Genomic DNA, 17,774 nt, shown 5'->3' with positions numbered 1-17,774 from the left:
ATGAAGCTGGCCTTCTCCACCCTCGGTGTCCCCGGCCTGCCCGTACCGGAGGTACTGGCGCTCGCCACCGCCCACGGCTACCACGGCGTCGAGCTGCGCGCCCATCCGGAGGAGCCGGTGCATCCCGGTCTCGGCCCCGCCGAACGGGCGGACGTGGCCGCCGCGTTCAAGACGGCCGGGATCGAGGTGCTGGGCGTCGCCGGGTACGCGAAGGTCGCGGCTCCGGGCGACGACGGCCCCGTACTGGACGAGATCCGCGCCCTCCTCCAGCTGGCCCACGACCTGGGCGCACCCTTCGTCCGGGTCTTCCCCGGCGCCGACCCCGGTCTGCCGCAGGCCGAGGGCGACACCGTCGCCGCCCGGCGGCTGGGCACCGCGGCCGAGGACGCCTCCGCCCTGGGGGTCCGCGTGCTCCTGGAGACCCACGACTCGCACCGCACCGGCGCCGAGGCGATCCGCGTCCTCGGCCCGGTCGGGCACCGTCAGGTCGGCGCGCTGTGGGACGTGATGCACACCTGGCTGGGCGGGGAGCAGCCCTCGGAGACCTACGCGGCCCTCGCCCCGCACCTCGGGTACGTCCAGGTCAAGGACATCGCCTCGCCGCAGGACACCACCCCGCTGCCGCTCGGGACGGGCGTGCTGCCGCTGACCGAGTGCGTGGACGTGCTCTGCCGGCACGGCTGGGACGGCTGGCTGTGCTGGGAGTACGAGAAGCGCTGGTACGAGACGGCCACGCCGCTTCCGGAACTGCTGAGCGCGGGCCGCGACCATCTCGTACGACTGCTGAGCGACGCGGCATAGCGGCCGGGACCGGGACCGGGGCCCCTGGACGCATCCTCGGTCGCGGATCGCGGATCGCGGATCGCGGATCACGGGTCGCAGTCGCAGGTCCCGTCAGGGTGTGTCCGGGGTCCTCCCCATCAACCGCACCAGGGCCACCACCAGGAGGTCGAAGGCGACCAGCACGGTCAGGCACACGCTGAAGGCGTGCGGCGCGGTCTGCGGCCCGGTGTGGTCACCGGTCATCCGGAAGAAGATGCCGCCGACCAGCGCCGTCCCCACGGTCGCGCCGATCTCCTGGGCGGTGCTGAGGACGCCCGAGGCGGCGGCGGCATGGTCGGCGGAGACGGGAGCCAGCACCATCGAGGACAGCGGCGCCATGGTCAGTCCCATGCCCACACCGGCCACCAGCAGCGGCCCCGCGAGCCACGTCACGTGTCCGCCGACGCCGATTCCCCGGACCAGGGCGGCCAGCGCGCCGTAGCCGGCGACCACGAGGAGCGCGCCGACCGCCGGAGCCTGCCTCCCCAGACGCGTGACCAGGCGGCCGGCCAGTGCCGTCGCCGCGAAGAAGCCGGCCCCCAGCGGCAGGTACAGCAGACCGGAGCCCAGGGGCGACATGCCGCGCCCCTGCTGCAGATAGAGCGAGAGCACCAGGAAGCAGGCGCCCATCGTGGCGTAGTAGAACATCATGGCGAGCAGGCCGACGGAGAACGCCCGCGAGCGGAACAACTCGGTGTTCACCAGCGGCGATCCGCCCCGGACCGTGCCGCGGTGCTGTTGCGCCGCGAAGCCGGCCAGCACCGGCACGGCGGCGATCAGACAGAGCACCGACCACAGCGGCCAGCCGAGTTCCCGCCCCTCGGTCAGCGGCAGGACGATCGCCACCAGTCCGAGCATGACCAAGAGCATGCCGGTCACGTCCAGTCCGGCCCGGCCGCCCCCGCGCGACTCGGGGACCAGCCTCGGCACCAGGGCCACGGCGACCAGCCCGACGGGCACGTTGACCAGGAAGATCGCCCGCCAGCCCAGACCGGCCGGGTTCATCGCGATCAGGGAGCCGCCGATCAGCTGTCCGAACACCGCGGCGAGGCCGATCGCCAGACCGTAGACGTTGAACGCCACCGCGCGGGCCCGGCCCTGGTACATCGCTCCCAGCAGGGCCAGCACCTGCGGAGTGACCAGGGAGGCGGCGACGCCCTGGAGCACACGCGCCGCCACGAGTTGCGCCGGGTCGCGCGCCAGTCCGGCACAGGCGGAGGCGGCGGTGAACAGGGCCAGACCGAGCACGAACAGCCGTCGCCGTCCGTAGAGGTCGCCCATCCGACCCGAAGTGATCATCAGGGTGGCCAGCGGGAGGCCGTATCCGGCCAGGACGAACTGGACGGCCACCGAACTCGCGTGCAGGCTCCGCTGGATGTCGGGCACCGCGACGTTCACGATGAAGAAGTCCAGCACGGTGATGAACGTGCCGAGCGACACGAGAACGAGCGGGGTCCAACGGGGCGCGGACTCCTCGGAAGTCGCGGCAGGCGCCCCGGCGAGTTCCGGCCCGGATAACTCCTCGATAGTCATGGGCGTGAATTATCACCGAGGAAGTCCGTGCCGTCCATTGCGGTGCGGCGGATCCGGCCATGTCAGCGCCGTGTCAGTCCCATTACTCAGGATGGTGCCCGAGCCAGATTCAACTTCCTGCCTAGTAAGCGCTGTCCCTGCGACGCGCGAGACGACGACAAGACGAGAAGGAGAATCATGACCCGGACCGACGTGGTAGCCCCGTCATGGCCGTTGCGCCGTAGCTGCCCGATGGCCCAGCCACCCGCTCTCGCCGCGTTCCGCGAGAACCCTCCCCGCAAGGTGTCGCTCCCCGGTGAGCAGACCGCCTGGCTCCTCACCCGCTACGCGGACGTGCGCCAGGCCCTCGCCGACCCCCGGCTGAGCGTCGACGACCAGCATCCCGAATGGCCGAACCGACTGCTTTTCCCGGTCCCGCCGAGAGCGGTTTCCTTCTGGCGCATGGATCCGCCGGAGCACGGAAAATACCGCAGGATGGTCGCACCGGAGTTCACCGCCCACCGGACACAGGCACTTCGTCCACTCATCCAGGCGATAGCCGACGAACTCCTCGACGAAATGGCCGCGTCGCCCCGGCCGGTCGACTTCCATTCGGCGTTCTCCCTGCCGCTTCCCTGCATTGTCATCGCCCGCATCTTCGGAGTGCCGGACGAGGACATGAGTGAATTCAAGGCCAACACGAGCGCGTTGCTCAACCAGAAGGAGCCGGAAAAGGCCGTACAGGCGTTTCAGGCCACCACCGCCTATCTCGACGAGTTGTCGCGGGCCAGGGAACGCGAGCCGCGCAACGACCTGTTGAGCCGGCTGACGGTGAAGTACGTCCGCACCGGAGAGCTGTCCCACGACGACCTGGTGGCCATGCTCCGGCTGATGCTCGTCGCCGGGCACGAGACGACCGCGAACCAGATCGCCCTCAGCGTCTTCACCCTGCTCGACCGGCCCGGCACGCTCGCCGAACTGCGCGCCGACCCGAGCCTGCTCACTCCGGTGATCGACGAGCTGCTGCGGTACTGGTCCGTCGCACAGGACAACGTTGTCAGGGTGGCCACCGAGGCCCTGACCGTCGGCGGCACCCGCATCCCGGCCGGTGACGCCGTCGTCATCTCCGTCCCGGGTGCCAACCACGACGAGACGGTCTTCCCCGGCGCGGCGGACATCGACATCCACCGGGACAGCAGCCGCCATCTGGCCTTCGGGCACGGCCCCCACTTCTGTCCCGGCGGCCCGCTGGCCCGGACCGAGCTGGAGATCGCCCTGACCACGGTCTTCAGGCGCTTCCCCGACCTGCGTCTGGCGGTCCCGCGCGACCAGGTCCCGGTCGCCACCGACACGCTCGTGTACGGCCTGAAGTGCCTGCCGGTGACGTGGTAGCCACTCCTGCCCTCCTGCCACCCCTGTCGCTCACACCGCGCACACCGCTCACACCGCGCACACCGCTCACACCGCTCACACCGCACACCGCGCACACCGCTCACACCGAAACGAGGTCCACGATGAAGCAGCCGACAACGCGCCGCCGCGCGCCCGAGTCCGACCGGGCGGGGGTGCCGGCGTGAAGGTCAGTGTGTCGACGGCCGGCAGCCGCGGCGACTTCGAACCGTACGTGGCGCTCGCCCAGGGCCTGATCGACGCCGGGCACCAGGTCACCTTCGCCGCTCCGCGCGACGCGCGCCGTCTGGTGGCCGGGACGGACGCCGAGTTCATCGAGATGGACCTGGAAGTGCGGGAGGTGCTGCGCTCCGAGGAGGGTCAGCGATGGCTGGCCGGCGGGAACGTGGAGGCGTATCTCGAGGGCATCACGAAGATGCTCTCGGAGGCCCGCCACACCATCGGCTCGTCCGTGCTGGCCTCGGCCGTGGACGCCGACGTCCTGGTGACCGGCGTCAACACCGAGGACTACGCGCTGGCGGTCTCCCAGGCCCGTGGCACGCCCGTCGTCCTCGGCCATCTGACGCCGTGGCTGCTGACGGACGAGTTCCCCCAGCCGCTCACCCCGCAGGTGGTGCCGGACGGTCTGTCCGCCGAGGAGTACCACCTGCGGTCCCATCACCTGGCCGAGGAGGTGTACTGGCAGGGCAAGCGGGACGACATCAACGGGTTCCGTGCATCTCTGGGCCTGCCGCCGGCCCCCGGCGCGGCCCTGACCTGGACCGTCGAACTCGGCCTGCCCACGCTGCAGGCGTTCAGCGAGGCCGTGGTCCCGCGTCCGCACGACTGGGGACCGTCGAACCGGATCACCGGTTTCTGGCGGCTCCCGTCCGAGGTGCGCCGTCGTGTGGGGGAGGCCGACCTGCCCGGTCCGCTGGCGGACTGGCTCGCCGACGGGCCCCCGCCGGTGTTCCTGGGCTTCGGCAGCATGCCGGTGCTGGATCCGCCGAAGCTCCTCGACCTGATCGTGCGGGCCGCCGAGCGGACCGGGTTGCGGCTGCTGGTCGGCGTCGGCTGGTCCGATCTGTCGGAGCTGACCGGCGAACTGCCCGGGACCGTTCGCCTGGTCGGCGCGGTGGACCACGACCGGCTGTTCCCGCGGTGCCGGGCCGTGGTGCACCACGGAGGTGCCGGCACCACCGCCGCGGGACTGACGGCCGGCCTGCCCACCTGGATCTACACCGTCTTCAGCGACCAGCCGTTCTGGGGCGAGCGCGTCGCGCGGCTCGGCGTCGGCGGCTACAGCGACTTCCTGGACTTCGACCTGGAGCACCTCACCGGCGTACTCGGCCGACTGGTCGGCGCGGACGTGCGACAGCGGGCGGAGGCCATCGGCGAGCGACTCCGTGCGGAGGACGGGGTGGGCACGGCGGTGAGGCTGATCGAAGAGATCCTCGGCTGAGGGCTGAGGGCTGAGGGCTGCGGGCTGCGGGCTGCGGGCTGCGGGCTGCGGGCTGCGGGCTAAAGGCTGAGGGCTGAGGGCAGCGGGCTGAGGCAGCGGGCCAGGGGCTGAGGGCAGCGGGCCGGGCCTGCGGGCTGCAGCGGACCGGGCCTGCGGGCTGCGGGGGCCGGGGCTGCGGGCAGCGGGGGCCGGGGCTGCGGGCAGCGGGGGCCGGGGCTGCGGGCAGCGGGGCTACGGGCTGCGGCAGGCCGGGCTTGCGGGCCGGGGGCTGCGGGCAGCAGGCCGGGTTGCGGCGGGCCGGGCATGCGGGCAGCGGCAGGCAGGGCATGCGGGCAGCGGCGGACCGGGCCAGCGGACAGCGGCCCGGGTTCTGCGGGCAGGCAGCGGACTGGGACTGCGGGCAGCGGTAGGCCGGGGCAGTGGGCGGGGCTGCGGGCTGTCGGGCGGGGCCGCCGGTTAATTGGCTGGCCCGGGTTCCCTCGGCCCCGTTAGCCTCCCCCGGTGATCCAGCCGCCCGTGCCGTGCGCTTGCCGCCCCGTCCCCCGTTCATGAGTCCGACCCGCTCCCTCCTCGACGTACGGCCGCTGCGCGCCTCGCCCGTCTTCCGGCGGCTGCTCATCGGGCGGACCGTGTCCACGCTCGGCGGGTTCATGACGCTGGTGACGGTCATGTACCAGGTCTGGGACATGACGCACAGCACGGTGTGGAGCGGCGCGGTCGGGCTGGCGCAGGCGTTGCCGCTGGTCGTGTTCGGTCTGTTCGCGGGGTCGTGGGTGGACCGGGCCGACCGGCGGCGCGTCTATCTGGCGGCCACCGTAGGCCAGGCGGTCTGCTCGCTGCTGCTGGCGGTGCAGGGCTTCACCGGGCACGTCCCGGTCCCCGGGATCCTCGCGCTGGTCGCCGTGCAGTCCTCCTTCGGGGCGCTCGGGACGCCGGCCGCCGGGGTCTTCGTACCGCGTCTGCTGCCCAGGGAGCAGGTGCCGGCGGGGCTGGCGCTGAATCACCTGACCGGCCAGGCGATGATGCTGCTCGGGCCGGCGTTGGCCGGTGTGCTGCTGGGCCGGCTGGGCATCGGCACGTGCTATCTGCTGGACGCCCTCAGCTTCGGGTGCTCCTTCTACGGCGCCTTCGGGCTGCCCGCGCTGCCGCCGGAGGGGGAGCTGTCGCGGGCCGGTGTGCACGGGGTGCTGGACGGGCTGCGGTTCCTGGCCGGGCACCGGGTGGTGCGGGGGGCGCTGGTCACCGACCTCGCCGCGACCGTGCTGTCCTTCCCGGTGAGCCTGTTCCCGCTGGTCAACGCGGAGCGGTTCGGGGACGACCCGGGAACGCTGGGCCTGTTCCTGTCGGCGATGGCGGTGGGCGGCATCGCGGCGACGGCCCTGTCCGGCTCGCTCACCCGGCTGGGCCGGCCAGGCCCGGTGATGCTCTGCAGTTCCGGGACATGGGGTGCCGCGCTCGTCCTGTTCGGTCTGTCGACGAACCCCTGGACCGGGCTGGCCCTCCTGACGCTGGCCGGGGCGGCCGACTCCGTCTCGGTGGTCTCGCGGGCCACGATCGTGCAGACCCACACCCCGGACGCGCTGCTCGGCCGGGTCACGGCGGCCGAGGGGATCGTCGGCCGGGCGGGCCCGAGCCTCGGCAACGTACGCGGCGGTGTCCTGGCCGGCTGGACCTCCGGCACCACCGCCCTCGTCACCGGCGGCCTGCTGTGCTGCCTGGCGGTGGCGGGCGTGGCCGCCGCGACACCGGAGCTACGGGCCACGGCCGACGCGCCGCCCGGCGACTGACCGGCACCCGCCGTCCCGGCGTGCCTCAGACGGCCCCCGGCCCCGGCCCCAGCTCCGCGAACGCCTCGTGGAAGCCCGGGAACGTCTTGCGTACGCAGCCGGGGTCGTCGTACGACAGACCCCGGACCCGGTGGCCCGTCACCGCGAAGGACATCACCACCCGGTGGTCGCCGTAGGACTTGACCCGGACGTCCGGCAGGGGCTGCGCGGGCCGGATCTCGATCCAGTCGGGTCCCGTCGACACCGGCACACCCAGCCGCCGGAGGTTCTCCGCGCAGGCCTCCAGGCGGTCGCACTCCTTCACCCGGGTGTTGGCCACGTCCTCGATACGGACCGGACCGGACGCGAAGGGGGCGATCGCGGCCAGGGTCGGCATCGTGTCGGAGATGTCCCGCATGTTGACGGTCAGGCCGCGCAGTTCGCCGGTGCCGCGTACCGTCGTGCGGTCCTCGGCGACGTCCACGTCCGCGCCCATCCGGCGCAGTACGTCGACGAACCCGAGGTCGCCCTGGAGGGCGCGCGAGCCGAGGCCGGGCACGGTCACCTCGCGGCCCGGGGTGAGTGCCGCCGCGGCGAAGAAGTAGCTGGCGGTGGAGGCGTCGGGTTCCACCGCGTAGGTGGTGGCCCGGTAGCCGCCGGAGGGGACGGTGAAGACGTCGTCGCGCCGGTCCACCTCCACTCCGAAGGCCCGCATCATGGCGAGCGTGATCTCCACGTACGGCGCGGAGACCAGGTCGGTGACCCGGATGCCCAGGCCCTTGCGGGTCAGCGGGCCGAGCAGGAGCAGCGCGGTCAGGTACTGCGAGGACTGGCCCGCGTCCAGGACCACCTCCCCGCCCTCGACTCCCGCCGCCTCGATCCTCAGCGGATGGTGGCCCTCCGCCTCCTCGTGCCGCAGGTCCACTCCGAGGTCGCGCAGCGCCCGGGTGAGGGGGCCGAGGGGGCGCCTGCGCATCTGGGGCGAGGCGTCGAAGCGGTAGCTGCCGTGGCCGGCCGCCGCCAGGGTGGGCAGGAAGCGGGAGGTCGTCGCGCCGTCGCGGCAGTACACGTCGGCCTCGGTGACCGCCGGGCCCTGGGGGCGGCCGTCGACCTGCCACACGTCCGGGGTGCGGCCCACCCGGTACCCGAGCCGGACGAGCCCCTCGGCGAAGCCCTCGGTGTCGTCGGAGCGGAGGGGGCGGACGAGGGTGGTGACACCGTCGGCGGCGGCCGCGAGGAAGAGGGCGCGAGCGGTGATGGACTTGGAACCGGGGATCTCGACTTCGGGCATGGTCGCCATGATGACCCGCTGCCGGTCCCGTACGACGGCCTGTCCATGAACTGGACCCGCCCCGTCGGCCCCCTGCCCGCCGTCCTCGGCGTGCCCCCCTCCGACTGCGCCGATGGCGGGCCCTCCCGGTTTACTGTGCATTTCCTTGACGCCTCTGTTAAGGAGCGCACGTGCACGACACCAGCACGGGAAGCAAGGGAAGCACGGGAAGCACGGGAAATACGGGGAACACGGGCAACACCGCACGGCCGTCCAGACGGGCGGTCCTCGCCGCGACGGCGGGCCTCACCGCCGCGCTGGCCGCCCCCCACCCCGCACAGGCGGCCACCGCCGCCGCCCCCTCCGCCCGCGAGGACAGCGGGCTGCGGGCTCTCGTCTCCGGCATGACGCTGGAGGAGAAGGTCGGCCAGCTGTTCGTGATGCGGGTCTACGGCCACTCGGCCACCGCCCCCGACCAGGCCGACGTGGACGCCAACCTCAAGGAGATCGGGGTCCGTACGGCCGCCGAACTGATCGAGCGGTACCGGGTCGGCGGGATCATCTACTTCACCTGGACGCACAACACCCGCGACCCGCGACAGATCGCCGACCTCTCCAACGGCATCCAGCAGGCCTCCCTGCGGCAGCCGCGCGGCCTGCCGGTGCTCATCACCACCGACCAGGAGCACGGCATCGTGTGCAGGGTGGGCAAACCGGCCACCCTGTTCCCGGGCGCGATGGCCATGGGAGCGGGCGGCTCCCGCGCCGACGTCCGCACCCTCGGCCGGATCTCCGGGGCCGAACTGCGCGCGATGGGCATCAACCAGGACTACGCCCCCGACGCCGACGTGAACGTGAACCCGGCCAACCCGATCATCGGCGTACGGTCCTTCGGGGCGGACCCGGACGCGGTCGCCGCCCTGGTGGCCGCCGAGGTGCGGGGCTACCGGTCCTCCCGGGTCGCGGCCACCGCCAAGCACTTCCCGGGACACGGTGACACCACCGTCGACAGCCACACCGGCTTCCCGGTCATCACGCACAGCCGGGACCTGTGGGAGGAGCTGGACGCGGTGCCCTTCCGGGCGGCGATCGCCGCGGGCGTCGACGCGATCATGACCGCGCACATCCAGTTCCCGGCCCTGGACGACTCCGGCGACCCGGCCACCCTCTCCCACCCGATCCTCACCGGCATCCTGCGCGGCGAGCTGGGCTACGACGGGGTCGTGGTCACCGACTCCCTCGGCATGGAGGGCGTCCGCACGAAGTACGGCGACGACCGGGTGCCGGTGCTGGCCCTGAAGGCCGGCGTGGACCAGCTGCTGAACCCGCCCTCCCTGGATGTCGCCTGGAACGCCGTACTGACCGCGGTGCGCGAGGGCGAACTGACCGAGGCACGCCTCGACGAATCGATCCTGCGGATCCTGCGCCTGAAGACCCGGCTGGGCCTGCTCGACCGGGCGTACGTCACCCGGTCCGGGGCGGCCCGCACGGTGGGCACGCGCTCGCACCTGGCCACGGCCGACCGCATCGCCGAGCGCACGACGACCCTGCTGGTCAACGAGGGCGGCCTGCTCCCCCTCAGTACGCGCGAGCACCGGAGGATCCTGGTCGTGGGCGCCGACCCGGCCTCCCCCACCGGAACCACCGGACCCCCCACCACCGTCCTGGCCACCGCCCTCGCCGAACTGGGCTTCACCACCACCGTCCTGGCCACCGGGACCACGCCGTCCGACACGGCCGTCACCCAGGCGGTCGCGGCGGCCCGGGACGCCGACGCGGTGGTGGCGGGGACGTACGACGTGACGGCGGGCAGCGCGCAGCAGACGCTCCTGGAGCGGCTGGTCGCGACCGGGAAGCCGGTGGTGGCCGTGGCGATGAGAAACCCCTACGACGTGGCCCAACTCCCCATGGTGTCGGCCCACTTGGCGACGTACTCGTGGACCGACGTCGAACTGCGGGCCGCCGCCCGGGTAGTCGCCGGACGGGTGGCGCCGCGCGGGAAGCTGCCGGTGCCGGTGCAGCGGGCGGACGATCCGACGCAGGTGCTGTACCCCATCGGACATGGGCTGACGTACTAGACGTACGTCACACACCGGTCGTATTACCCCCAAAGGACGGAAAGGGTCCCGTATGGCTGGCGTGTGCCCACTTCGCGGGGCCACGCTGGGCGGGGGTGTCTGGGGGGATGGCGATGCGCGCGAGTGGTTGCGTGGGGCTGGTCTGCGGGCTGCTGGCCACCGCAGCACTGCTGACGGGGTGTCAGTCACCGACCGGTGCCCCGGTGGGCAGCGCCCGCCCGGCCCCGAAGGGGGCCTCCGGCTACGGCGCCCAGTTCCTCGGCGTCGACGAGTGCAGTTCGTTCGGCACCACCAGCTTCACCGAGGTGCCCTGCACCAGCGAACGCGCCGCCGCCCGCGTCGTCGCCCGCTACGACGGCACCACCACCGACGGCCCCCTGTGCCCGCCGACCACCGACTTCGTCCTGCGCATCGGCGAACAACGCCCGGCCGGCGGCCAGGACGGCGACGGGGTCGTCCCGCAGGGCTACGCCTGCATGCGCAACCTGGAACCCCCGCACCCCGGCGACCCGGGCGGCGGAGGCGGCCCGCGCACGATCGTCGGCGACTGCGTCTACGGCTCCGGCGGCGGCCAGGTCCGTGAAACGCCCTGCGACGGCTCGGCCCGGCACAAGCCGCAGTACAAGGTCGTCAAGGCGGTCACCGACCGCTCCGCCTGCCCGTCCGTGACGACGCTGTACGTCCAACTGGGCGGCCGGGAACCGGTGGGCTGCGCCCGCCCCGTCTGACCTAGTGCTGTGGCCGGAAAGGTTTACCGAGAAGCTCGCGGCGTCCGGTGCTGGGGGCACCTCCCACGCCGTTCAGGCAGTGGGGGAACATCGCAAGGCGGAGCGTCGCCCGCGTACTGGACGTACTCGGGTGATGCGACAACGCGGCGTGGGGGTACCCCCGGCCGAAGGCTGGGGGAGTGCCGTGCCGGGCGTCGCGAGCCGGTGAACCTTTCCGGTCGCAGCACTAGCAGAGGATCCAGCCGGAGCTGACCGTCGCCGATCCCACGGCCCCTCTGACCCATACGCACCGGTGCCCCGCATGGACCGTCACCGGACCGGCGCGGTAGGTGTAGTCGCCCTGGTCGACGACCGGGCGGTTGCCGCGGGCCTGGACGCTGACCGACATCTGGCGTCTGCTCCCCGGGGTGTCGGCGGCGGTGATCGCGCAGACGTAACCGCCCGCCTTGTAGACGTGGACCGTACCCGTCGCGAAGGGCAGGGTCCTGACCTGGCGGCCCGCGCAACTGTCGGACGCCGCCTGGGCCGTGCCCGGTGCCACCAGCGCCAACGCCCCGGACGCGGCCAGCACGGCCGCGCCCAGCACCAGTCGCCCGCGTATCGCACCTGTGTCCACTGTCGTCCCCTCCCGTACCGCAGACATACCGTCGACCATGGAAGCCGTGACGTACTGATGTACGGACGCAGGACGTATGTCGGATGGTTGCACGACCGTCAGTAGGACGCGGTGACCGGCTCCTCCGGCTCGGACTGGCCGATGAAGGTCCGCCACAGCTCGGCGTACCGGCCGCCCAGGGCGAGCAGCTCCTCGTGGGTGCCGTCCTCCACCACCCGGCCGTGGTCCATCACCACCACCCGGTCGGCGCGGGCGGCCGTGGTCAGCCGGTGGGCGACCACCAGCGTCGTACGGCGGCCCGCCAGCCGGTCCGTGGCCTGGTTGACCTGTGCCTCGGTCGCCAGGTCCAGGGCCGCCGTGGCCTCGTCGAGGAGCAGCACGTCGGGGTCGACGAGTTCGGCGCGGGCGAGCGCGATCAGCTGGCGCTGGCCGGCCGAGAGGTTGCGGCCCCGCTCGGCGACCTCGTGGAGGTAGCCGCCGTCCAGGGTGGCGATCATCTCGTGCGCGCCCACCGTGCGCGCCGCCGCCTCCACCTGCGCGTCCGTGGCGTCGGGGCGGCCGTAGGCGATGGCGTCCCGGACGGTGCCGGGGAACAGGTACGCCTCCTGCGGGACGACTCCCAGGCGGTGGCGGTAGGAGGTGAGGTCGAGGGCGCGCAGGTCCGTGCCGTCGACGGTCACCCGGCCGGCCGTCGGGTCGTAGAACCGTGCCACCAGCTTCACCAGCGTCGACTTGCCCGCGCCGGTCTCGCCGACGAAGGCGACCGTCTGCCCGGCGGGGACCGACAGCCGGATGCCGGACAGGGCCTCCTCGTCGTCGCCGTAGGCGAAGTGGACGTCCTCGAAGGCGATCTCGCCCCTGAGCGACGACACCTCCAGCGGTTCCTCGGACGCCCCGGTGGACGTCGGTTCCCGCAGCAGCTCCTGGATGCGGCCCAGCGACACCGTCGCCTGCTGGTAGCCGTCGAAGACCTGGGAGAGCTGCTGCACCGGGGCGAAGAACAGGTCGATGTACAGCAGGTACGCCACCAGGGCGCCGGTGGTGAGGGTGGCCGCCTCGACGCGGTGCGCGCCCGCCACCAGGACGGCCGCCGCCGCGACCGAGGACAGCAGCTGGACGAAGGGGAAGTAGACCGATATCAGCCACTGGCCCCGGATGCGGGCGCGGCGGTAGTCGTCACTGCGGGCGGCGAACCGGCGGCCGCCGTCCCGCTCGCGGCGGAAGGCCTGCACGATCCGCAGTCCGGCGACGGACTCCTGGAGGTCGGCGTTGACCACGGAGACCCGCTCGCGGGCCAGTTCGTACGCCTTCACGCTGGCCCGGCGGAAGAAGTAGGTGGCGACGATCAGCGGCGGGAGGGTGGCGAAGACGACGAGGGCGAGCTGGACGTCGAGGGCCAGCAGGACGGCCATGATGCCGAAGAAGGTGACGACCGAGACGAACGCGGTGACCAGGCCGGTCTGCAGGAAGCTGGAGAGGGCGTCGACGTCCGTCGTCATCCGCGTCATGATCCGGCCGGTCAGTTCGCGCTCGTAGTAGTCGAGGCCGAGGCGCTGCAGCTGCGCGAAGATCTTCAGGCGCAGGGAGTAGAGGACGCGTTCGCCGGTGCGGCCGGTCATCCTGGTCTCGCCGGTCTGCGCCGCCCACTGGAGGAGTACGGCGAGCAGGGCGAGCAGGGACGCCGTCCAGACGGCGCCGAGGGCCATCCGTGTGACGCCCTGGTCGATGCCGTGCCGGATCAGGATCGGCAGCAGCAGGCCCATGCCCGCGTCGACGGCGACCAGCAGCAGGCTGATCAGCAGCGGGCGGCCGAAGCCGCGCAGCAGGCGGCGCAGGCCGTAGGAGTCCTCGGGGCGGACCGCCCGGGCCTCGTCGATGCCGGGGGTGTCGGTGGCCGGGGGCAGCGCCGCGACCTGGGCGAGGAGTTCGGGGGTGGCCGGGGTGCCGGCCAGGGCGGTGTCCTTGGGTTCGCGGTCGCCGGTCCACAGGTGCGGGGTCAGGCCGCGCTCGGCGTCGAACTCGGCGTCCAGTTCGTCGCGGACGGTGGTGTCCTCGGCGGGCACGGCGGGCTGGGCGTGGCCCGGGGAGACGCCGCCCAGCTCGTCGGGGTCGGTGAGCAGCCGGCGGTAGAGGGCGGAGCGTTCCTGGAGTTCGTCGTGCGTGCCGATGTCGGCCAGGCGTCCGCCGTCGAGGACGGCGATGCGGTCGGCGAGGTTCAGGGTGGAGCGGCGGTGGGCGATGAGGAGGGTCGTACGGCCCTCCATCACCCGCCTGAGCGCCTCGTGGATCTCGTGCTCGACCCGGGCGTCCACGGCGGAGGTCGCGTCGTCGAGGACCAGCAGGCGGGGGTCGGTGAGGATCGCCCGGGCGAGGGCGACGCGCTGGCGCTGGCCGCCGGAGAGGGTGAGGCCCTGCTCGCCGACCTTGGTGTCGTAGCCGTCGGGCAGCTCTCTGATGAAACGGTCCGCTTGGGCGGCGCGGGCGGCGGCCTCGATCTCCTCCCGGGTGGCCTCGGGGCGGCCGTAGGCGATGTTGTTGCGGACGCTGTCGGAGAAGAGGAAGGAGTCCTCGGGGACCAGGCCGATGGCGGCCCTGAGCGAGTCGAGGGTCAGCTCGCGGACGTCGTGGCCGCCGATCAGGACGGCGCCGCGGGTGACGTCGTAGAAGCGCGGCAGGAGCAGGGAGACGGTGGACTTGCCGGAGCCGGAGGAGCCGACCACGGCGAGGGTCTCGCCCGCGCGGATCTCGAAGCTCAGCCCCTGCAGCACCGGGCTGGTGCTGTCCGGGGCGCGGTCGTAGCCGAAGGACACCTCGTCGAACTCGACCGTCGCGGGCGCGTCGGCGGGGAGGGTCTTCGTCCCGTCCCGCATCGTCGGCTCGGTGTCGATCAGCTCCAGGACGCGCTCGGTGCCGGCCCGGGCCTGCTGGCCGACGGTGAGGACCATGGCGAGCATCCGCACCGGGCCGACGAGCTGGGCGAGGTAGGTGGAGAAGGCGACGAAGGTGCCGAGGGTGATGTGACCGCGTACGGCCAGCCAGCCGCCGAGCGCCAGCATGGCGACCTGGCCGAGGGCGGGCACGGCCTGCAGGGCCGGGGTGTACTTGCTGTTCAGCCGGATGGTCCGCAGCCGCCCCGCGAACAGCCGCCGGCCGACCTCCCGCAGCTTGCCGGTCTCCTGCTCCTCCTGCCCGAAGCCCTTCACCACGCGGACGCCGCTGACCGCGCCGTCGACCACGCCCGCGACGGCGGCGGCCTGGGCCTGCGCGTACCAGGTGGCGGGGTGCAGCCTGGTCCGGCTGCGCCTGGCGATGTAGCCGAGGGCCGGGGCGACGGCGAGCGCCACCAGGGTCAGCGGCAGCGACAGCCAGGCCATGATGACCAGGGACATCACGAAGAGCAGGACGTTCCCGATGGTCATCGGGAGCATGAAGAGCAGGCCCTGGATCAGCTGCAGGTCGCTGGTGGCGCGGCCGACCACCTGGCCGGTGGACAGCTCGTCCTGGCGGCGGCCGTCGAGCCGGGTGATCGTGCCGTACATCTCGGTGCGCAGGTCGTGCTGGACGTCGAGGGCGAGCCGACCGCCGTAGTAGCGGCGGACGTAGGTGAAGACGTAGACGAGGGCGGCGGCGCCGAGCAGGGCGCCCGCCCAGGGGGCCATGGGACGCTTGTGGGCGCCGATCACGTCGTCGATGATCACCTTGGTGATCAGCGGGACGACGGCCATCACGGCCATGCCGCCCAGAGAGGAGCCGAGAGCGAGGAGCACGTCCTTGGGATGGCGCCAGGCGTAGCCCGCGAGTCTGCGTGCCCAGCCCTGTCGGTCCCCCTGGAGCGCTTCCACGCCGATGCCTTCCGTTCGACCACTACCGTCTTCCGGAAGGCACCAACGCCGAAAGAACCGGATTTCATCCCTCCGCAACAATTCGGAGAGCGGGTCCGCAGGGCGGGATCAGAGGCGTACCCGCAGCCGGTAGAAGCGTGTCGTCTGTGCCGGGTTCTCGTTGTCGTCGCTGACCAGGAGCACCTTCAGGCGCCCGTGCTCGCGGCCGGTGACCGTCATGCCCTCGATGTTGTCGAGGAGCGGGTTGGGCTGCGGCTGCCTGGCCGTGGCGCCGAGGCTGGGGCAGTCGGCGACGTCGGTCAGCAGGGCTTTCCTGACGAGATGGACGCCGGGCTGTCCGGTGAGCCTGTCGATGCCGCTGGTGTCGGTGGCGTGCCCCAGGTCGGCGGCGTAGAGGCGGACCGTGTTGCCGACTCCGGGGGTGAAGCCGCGCTCCAGGACCAGGAGGCGGCCGTCGGGGGTGGCCTGGACCTCGGGGACGGCGAGGCCGGCGTCGGTGCGGTAGGCGTACTGGGCGGCGGGTTCGAAGCGGCCGTGGTGGCGTCGCCAGGTCTGGAAGCGGACGATGCCCGTGCTGTCCCCGGCGATGGCGTCCTCCATCGACGCCAGCAGGGTGTGCCCGCCGGGCAGCAGCGTCAGGCCCTCGAAGGTCTGGTTGGCGGTCGCGCGGCCGGCCGGGGCGACCAGCAGCGGGGACGGCACCGGGAGCCGGTCGAGGATCCGGCCGTCGCGGGAGTAGCGGCGGATCGACGGCTCGGTCTCGGAGGTGACCAGCCGGGTCCCGTCGCGGTCGACGACCAGTCCCTCGGAGTCGAGCGCGGCGCCCTTCTCGTCGGCGAGGGTGACGACCGAGCGGGGCTGGAGACTCCTCGCGTCCAGCCCGAAGAGGGCGGAGCGGTCGGAGAGGGCGGCGAGGGAGCCGTCGGTGTCGACGGCGAGGGCGGAGAGGTTGCCGACGACGGTGCCGTCGTACGTCGTCTTGTCCAGCGTGTCGGAGAAGCCCTGGAGCGAGACGGACGGCGAACAGGCGTGACCTTCGACGGCGTGGGCGGGCCCGGCGGCGGCCAGACAGGTGGCCGCCGCCAGGCCGGCGGTGAGGGACGCGAGTACGGTTCTCGGACGCATGGGCGTCACCGTAGGGCGGCCGGTCGACGTACGGGAGACCGTACGGGAGACCGGTGCGTGAACCGCCGTCCGCCCTGCGGAGCGTCCGGGAGGCGTCAGCCCTGCGGCGGCACCGCCACGAACGCCTCGCGCGGGGTGCTGGTCGGGGTGTAGAGCGCGGTGCCCGCGGTGGTCGGCACCAGGTCCTTGTGGATGGCCCTCGCCACGTTCTGGATGGTGGTGACGCCGTAGTCCATGGTGCTGTCGTCCTGCGTCAGCACCGTGATCATGTAGTCGTGGCCGGCGCCGTTGAAGGTGCCGAGGCTGTGCACCCGCCAGCCGTGCGTGGCCCGGGAGAGCCAGCCGTTCTTGACGTGCACGGTGACGGACGAGGGTGCCCCGGCCGGCGTGCCCCAGCGCTGCGAGGGGATGACCTGGTTCATCAGCTTCAGGATGTAGGCGCGCGAGTTGTCGCTCAGCACGCTGTTCTTGGCGGTGACGAGCTGGAGCAGCTTCTGCTCGTCGGTCACGTTGATCTGGGTCAGTCCCCAGTAGCCGCCGGTGCCGGGCACCGTCTTCGTCATCCCGGCGGCGGCCAGGAAGCCCTTGATCTTCGTCAGGCCCAGTTGGTTCCACAGCTTGGTGGTAGCCGTGTTGTCCGACTGGGTGATCATCGCCTTGGTGAGGGTCTGCTCGGTGCTGGTCAGGTACCGGTTGTGCTTCTTCGCGTCCCACAGCAGGGTCGCGAGCACGGTGACCTTCACGGTGCTGGCGGAGTCGTAGGAGCTGGTGGCCCGCAGACTGCACGTGGTCCTGGTGGAGCGGTCGTACACACCGACCGCGACGGTGCCCGCGCGGTTCGCGAGCGCCGCGGTGATGTCCTTCTGCAACTTGGCGGCCAGGCCCGCCTTCGCGGACGTACAGCTGACCGCGGGCGAGGCCGCGGCGGCCGGAGCGGCGGCGGCGAGGCCCGGTATGAGGACGGCGGCGCCGACGGCGGCCGCCAGCACCCGGATGCGTCTCGATGTCCCGTGATTCATGCACCAGTTGACTCACGAGTTCGAGCGAACGGTTGCGCGATCAACAGTGATCGTTAGGGAAACGTTGCACCGGCCGCCGTCGAGCCCTGGGGGTATTCACAGCGGACGGCCAGTCACGGCACAGCGCTCACCCACCCCCGCTCGA

Annotated in this window: 12 protein-coding genes; 6 read left to right on the top strand and 6 right to left on the bottom strand. The window is 72.5% G+C overall.

Annotation, left to right across the window (positions count from 1 at the left end; all coding sequences use genetic code 11):
- Nucleotides 1–801, top strand: coding sequence for a sugar phosphate isomerase/epimerase family protein (locus tag ACFYMM_RS12815; protein ID WP_388385883.1), 801 nt, complete (start codon nt 1–3; stop codon nt 799–801).
- A gap of 93 nt (nt 802–894) precedes the next feature.
- Here ACFYMM_RS12815 and ACFYMM_RS12810 read toward each other — a convergent pair whose 3' ends face one another.
- Nucleotides 895–2,355, bottom strand: coding sequence for an MFS transporter (locus tag ACFYMM_RS12810; RefSeq protein ID WP_388385882.1), 1,461 nt, complete (start codon nt 2,353–2,355; stop codon nt 895–897).
- A gap of 177 nt (nt 2,356–2,532) precedes the next feature.
- Here ACFYMM_RS12810 and ACFYMM_RS12805 point away from each other — a divergent pair, with 177 nt between their 5' ends.
- The 3 genes from ACFYMM_RS12805 to ACFYMM_RS12795 all read left to right on the top strand — a co-directional run bounded on the left by ACFYMM_RS12805 (nt 2,533) and on the right by ACFYMM_RS12795 (nt 6,972).
- Nucleotides 2,533–3,726 carry a cytochrome P450 gene (locus ACFYMM_RS12805; protein WP_388385881.1) on the top strand — a complete coding sequence of 398 codons (1,194 nt, stop codon included), beginning with the start codon at nt 2,533–2,535 and terminating at the stop codon, nt 3,724–3,726.
- Between the two features lie 181 nt (nt 3,727–3,907).
- Nucleotides 3,908–5,185 carry a glycosyltransferase gene (locus ACFYMM_RS12800; protein ID WP_388385880.1) on the top strand — a complete coding sequence of 426 codons (1,278 nt, stop codon included), beginning with the start codon at nt 3,908–3,910 and terminating at the stop codon, nt 5,183–5,185.
- Nucleotides 5,186–5,733: 548 nt separating this feature from the next.
- The gene (locus ACFYMM_RS12795; protein WP_388385879.1) at nt 5,734–6,972 is read left to right on the top strand and encodes an MFS transporter; all 1,239 of its coding nucleotides are present in this window, start codon (nt 5,734–5,736) and stop codon (nt 6,970–6,972) included.
- Between the two features lie 25 nt (nt 6,973–6,997).
- Here the strand turns inward: ACFYMM_RS12795 and aroA are convergent, their stop codons facing one another.
- Nucleotides 6,998–8,242, bottom strand: coding sequence for a 3-phosphoshikimate 1-carboxyvinyltransferase (gene aroA, locus ACFYMM_RS12790; RefSeq protein WP_388385878.1), 1,245 nt, complete (start codon nt 8,240–8,242; stop codon nt 6,998–7,000).
- Between the two features lie 170 nt (nt 8,243–8,412).
- Here aroA and ACFYMM_RS12785 point away from each other — a divergent pair, with 170 nt between their 5' ends.
- Both ACFYMM_RS12785 and ACFYMM_RS12780 read left to right on the top strand, forming a co-directional pair.
- Nucleotides 8,413–10,299: a glycoside hydrolase family 3 protein gene (locus ACFYMM_RS12785; protein ID WP_388385876.1), complete on the top strand. Its 1,887-nt coding sequence runs from the start codon at nt 8,413–8,415 to the stop codon at nt 10,297–10,299.
- Nucleotides 10,300–10,412: 113 nt separating this feature from the next.
- Entirely contained in the window at nt 10,413–11,027 is a 615-nt protein-coding gene (locus ACFYMM_RS12780) for a hypothetical protein (RefSeq protein ID WP_388385874.1), read from the top strand.
- 226 nt (nt 11,028–11,253) lie between these two features.
- Here ACFYMM_RS12780 and ACFYMM_RS12775 read toward each other — a convergent pair whose 3' ends face one another.
- From ACFYMM_RS12775 to ACFYMM_RS12760, 4 genes are all read right to left on the bottom strand, one after another.
- Complete coding sequence (locus tag ACFYMM_RS12775) at nt 11,254–11,643, bottom strand: hypothetical protein (RefSeq protein ID WP_388385873.1); 390 nt, start codon at nt 11,641–11,643, stop codon at nt 11,254–11,256.
- Between the two features lie 98 nt (nt 11,644–11,741).
- On the bottom strand, nt 11,742–15,485 hold the full coding sequence (locus ACFYMM_RS12770) for an ABC transporter ATP-binding protein (protein WP_388385872.1): 3,744 nt from the start codon (nt 15,483–15,485) through the stop codon (nt 11,742–11,744).
- A 108-nt stretch (nt 15,486–15,593) separates the two neighbouring features.
- A complete protein-coding gene (locus ACFYMM_RS12765; protein ID WP_388385871.1) occupies nt 15,594–16,610 on the bottom strand; it encodes an esterase-like activity of phytase family protein in 1,017 nt (338 codons plus the stop codon).
- 95 nt (nt 16,611–16,705) lie between these two features.
- The gene (locus ACFYMM_RS12760; protein WP_388385870.1) at nt 16,706–17,629 is read right to left on the bottom strand and encodes a serine hydrolase; all 924 of its coding nucleotides are present in this window, start codon (nt 17,627–17,629) and stop codon (nt 16,706–16,708) included.
- Nucleotides 17,630–17,774 lie beyond the last annotated feature (145 nt).

The sequence above is a fragment of the Streptomyces sp. NPDC006739 genome, assembly GCF_042869815.1.
GTDB lineage: Bacteria > Actinomycetota > Actinomycetes > Streptomycetales > Streptomycetaceae > Streptomyces.
Note: the sequence above shows the minus strand (reverse complement) of the source record. Positions and strands in the feature narration are given on the sequence as shown.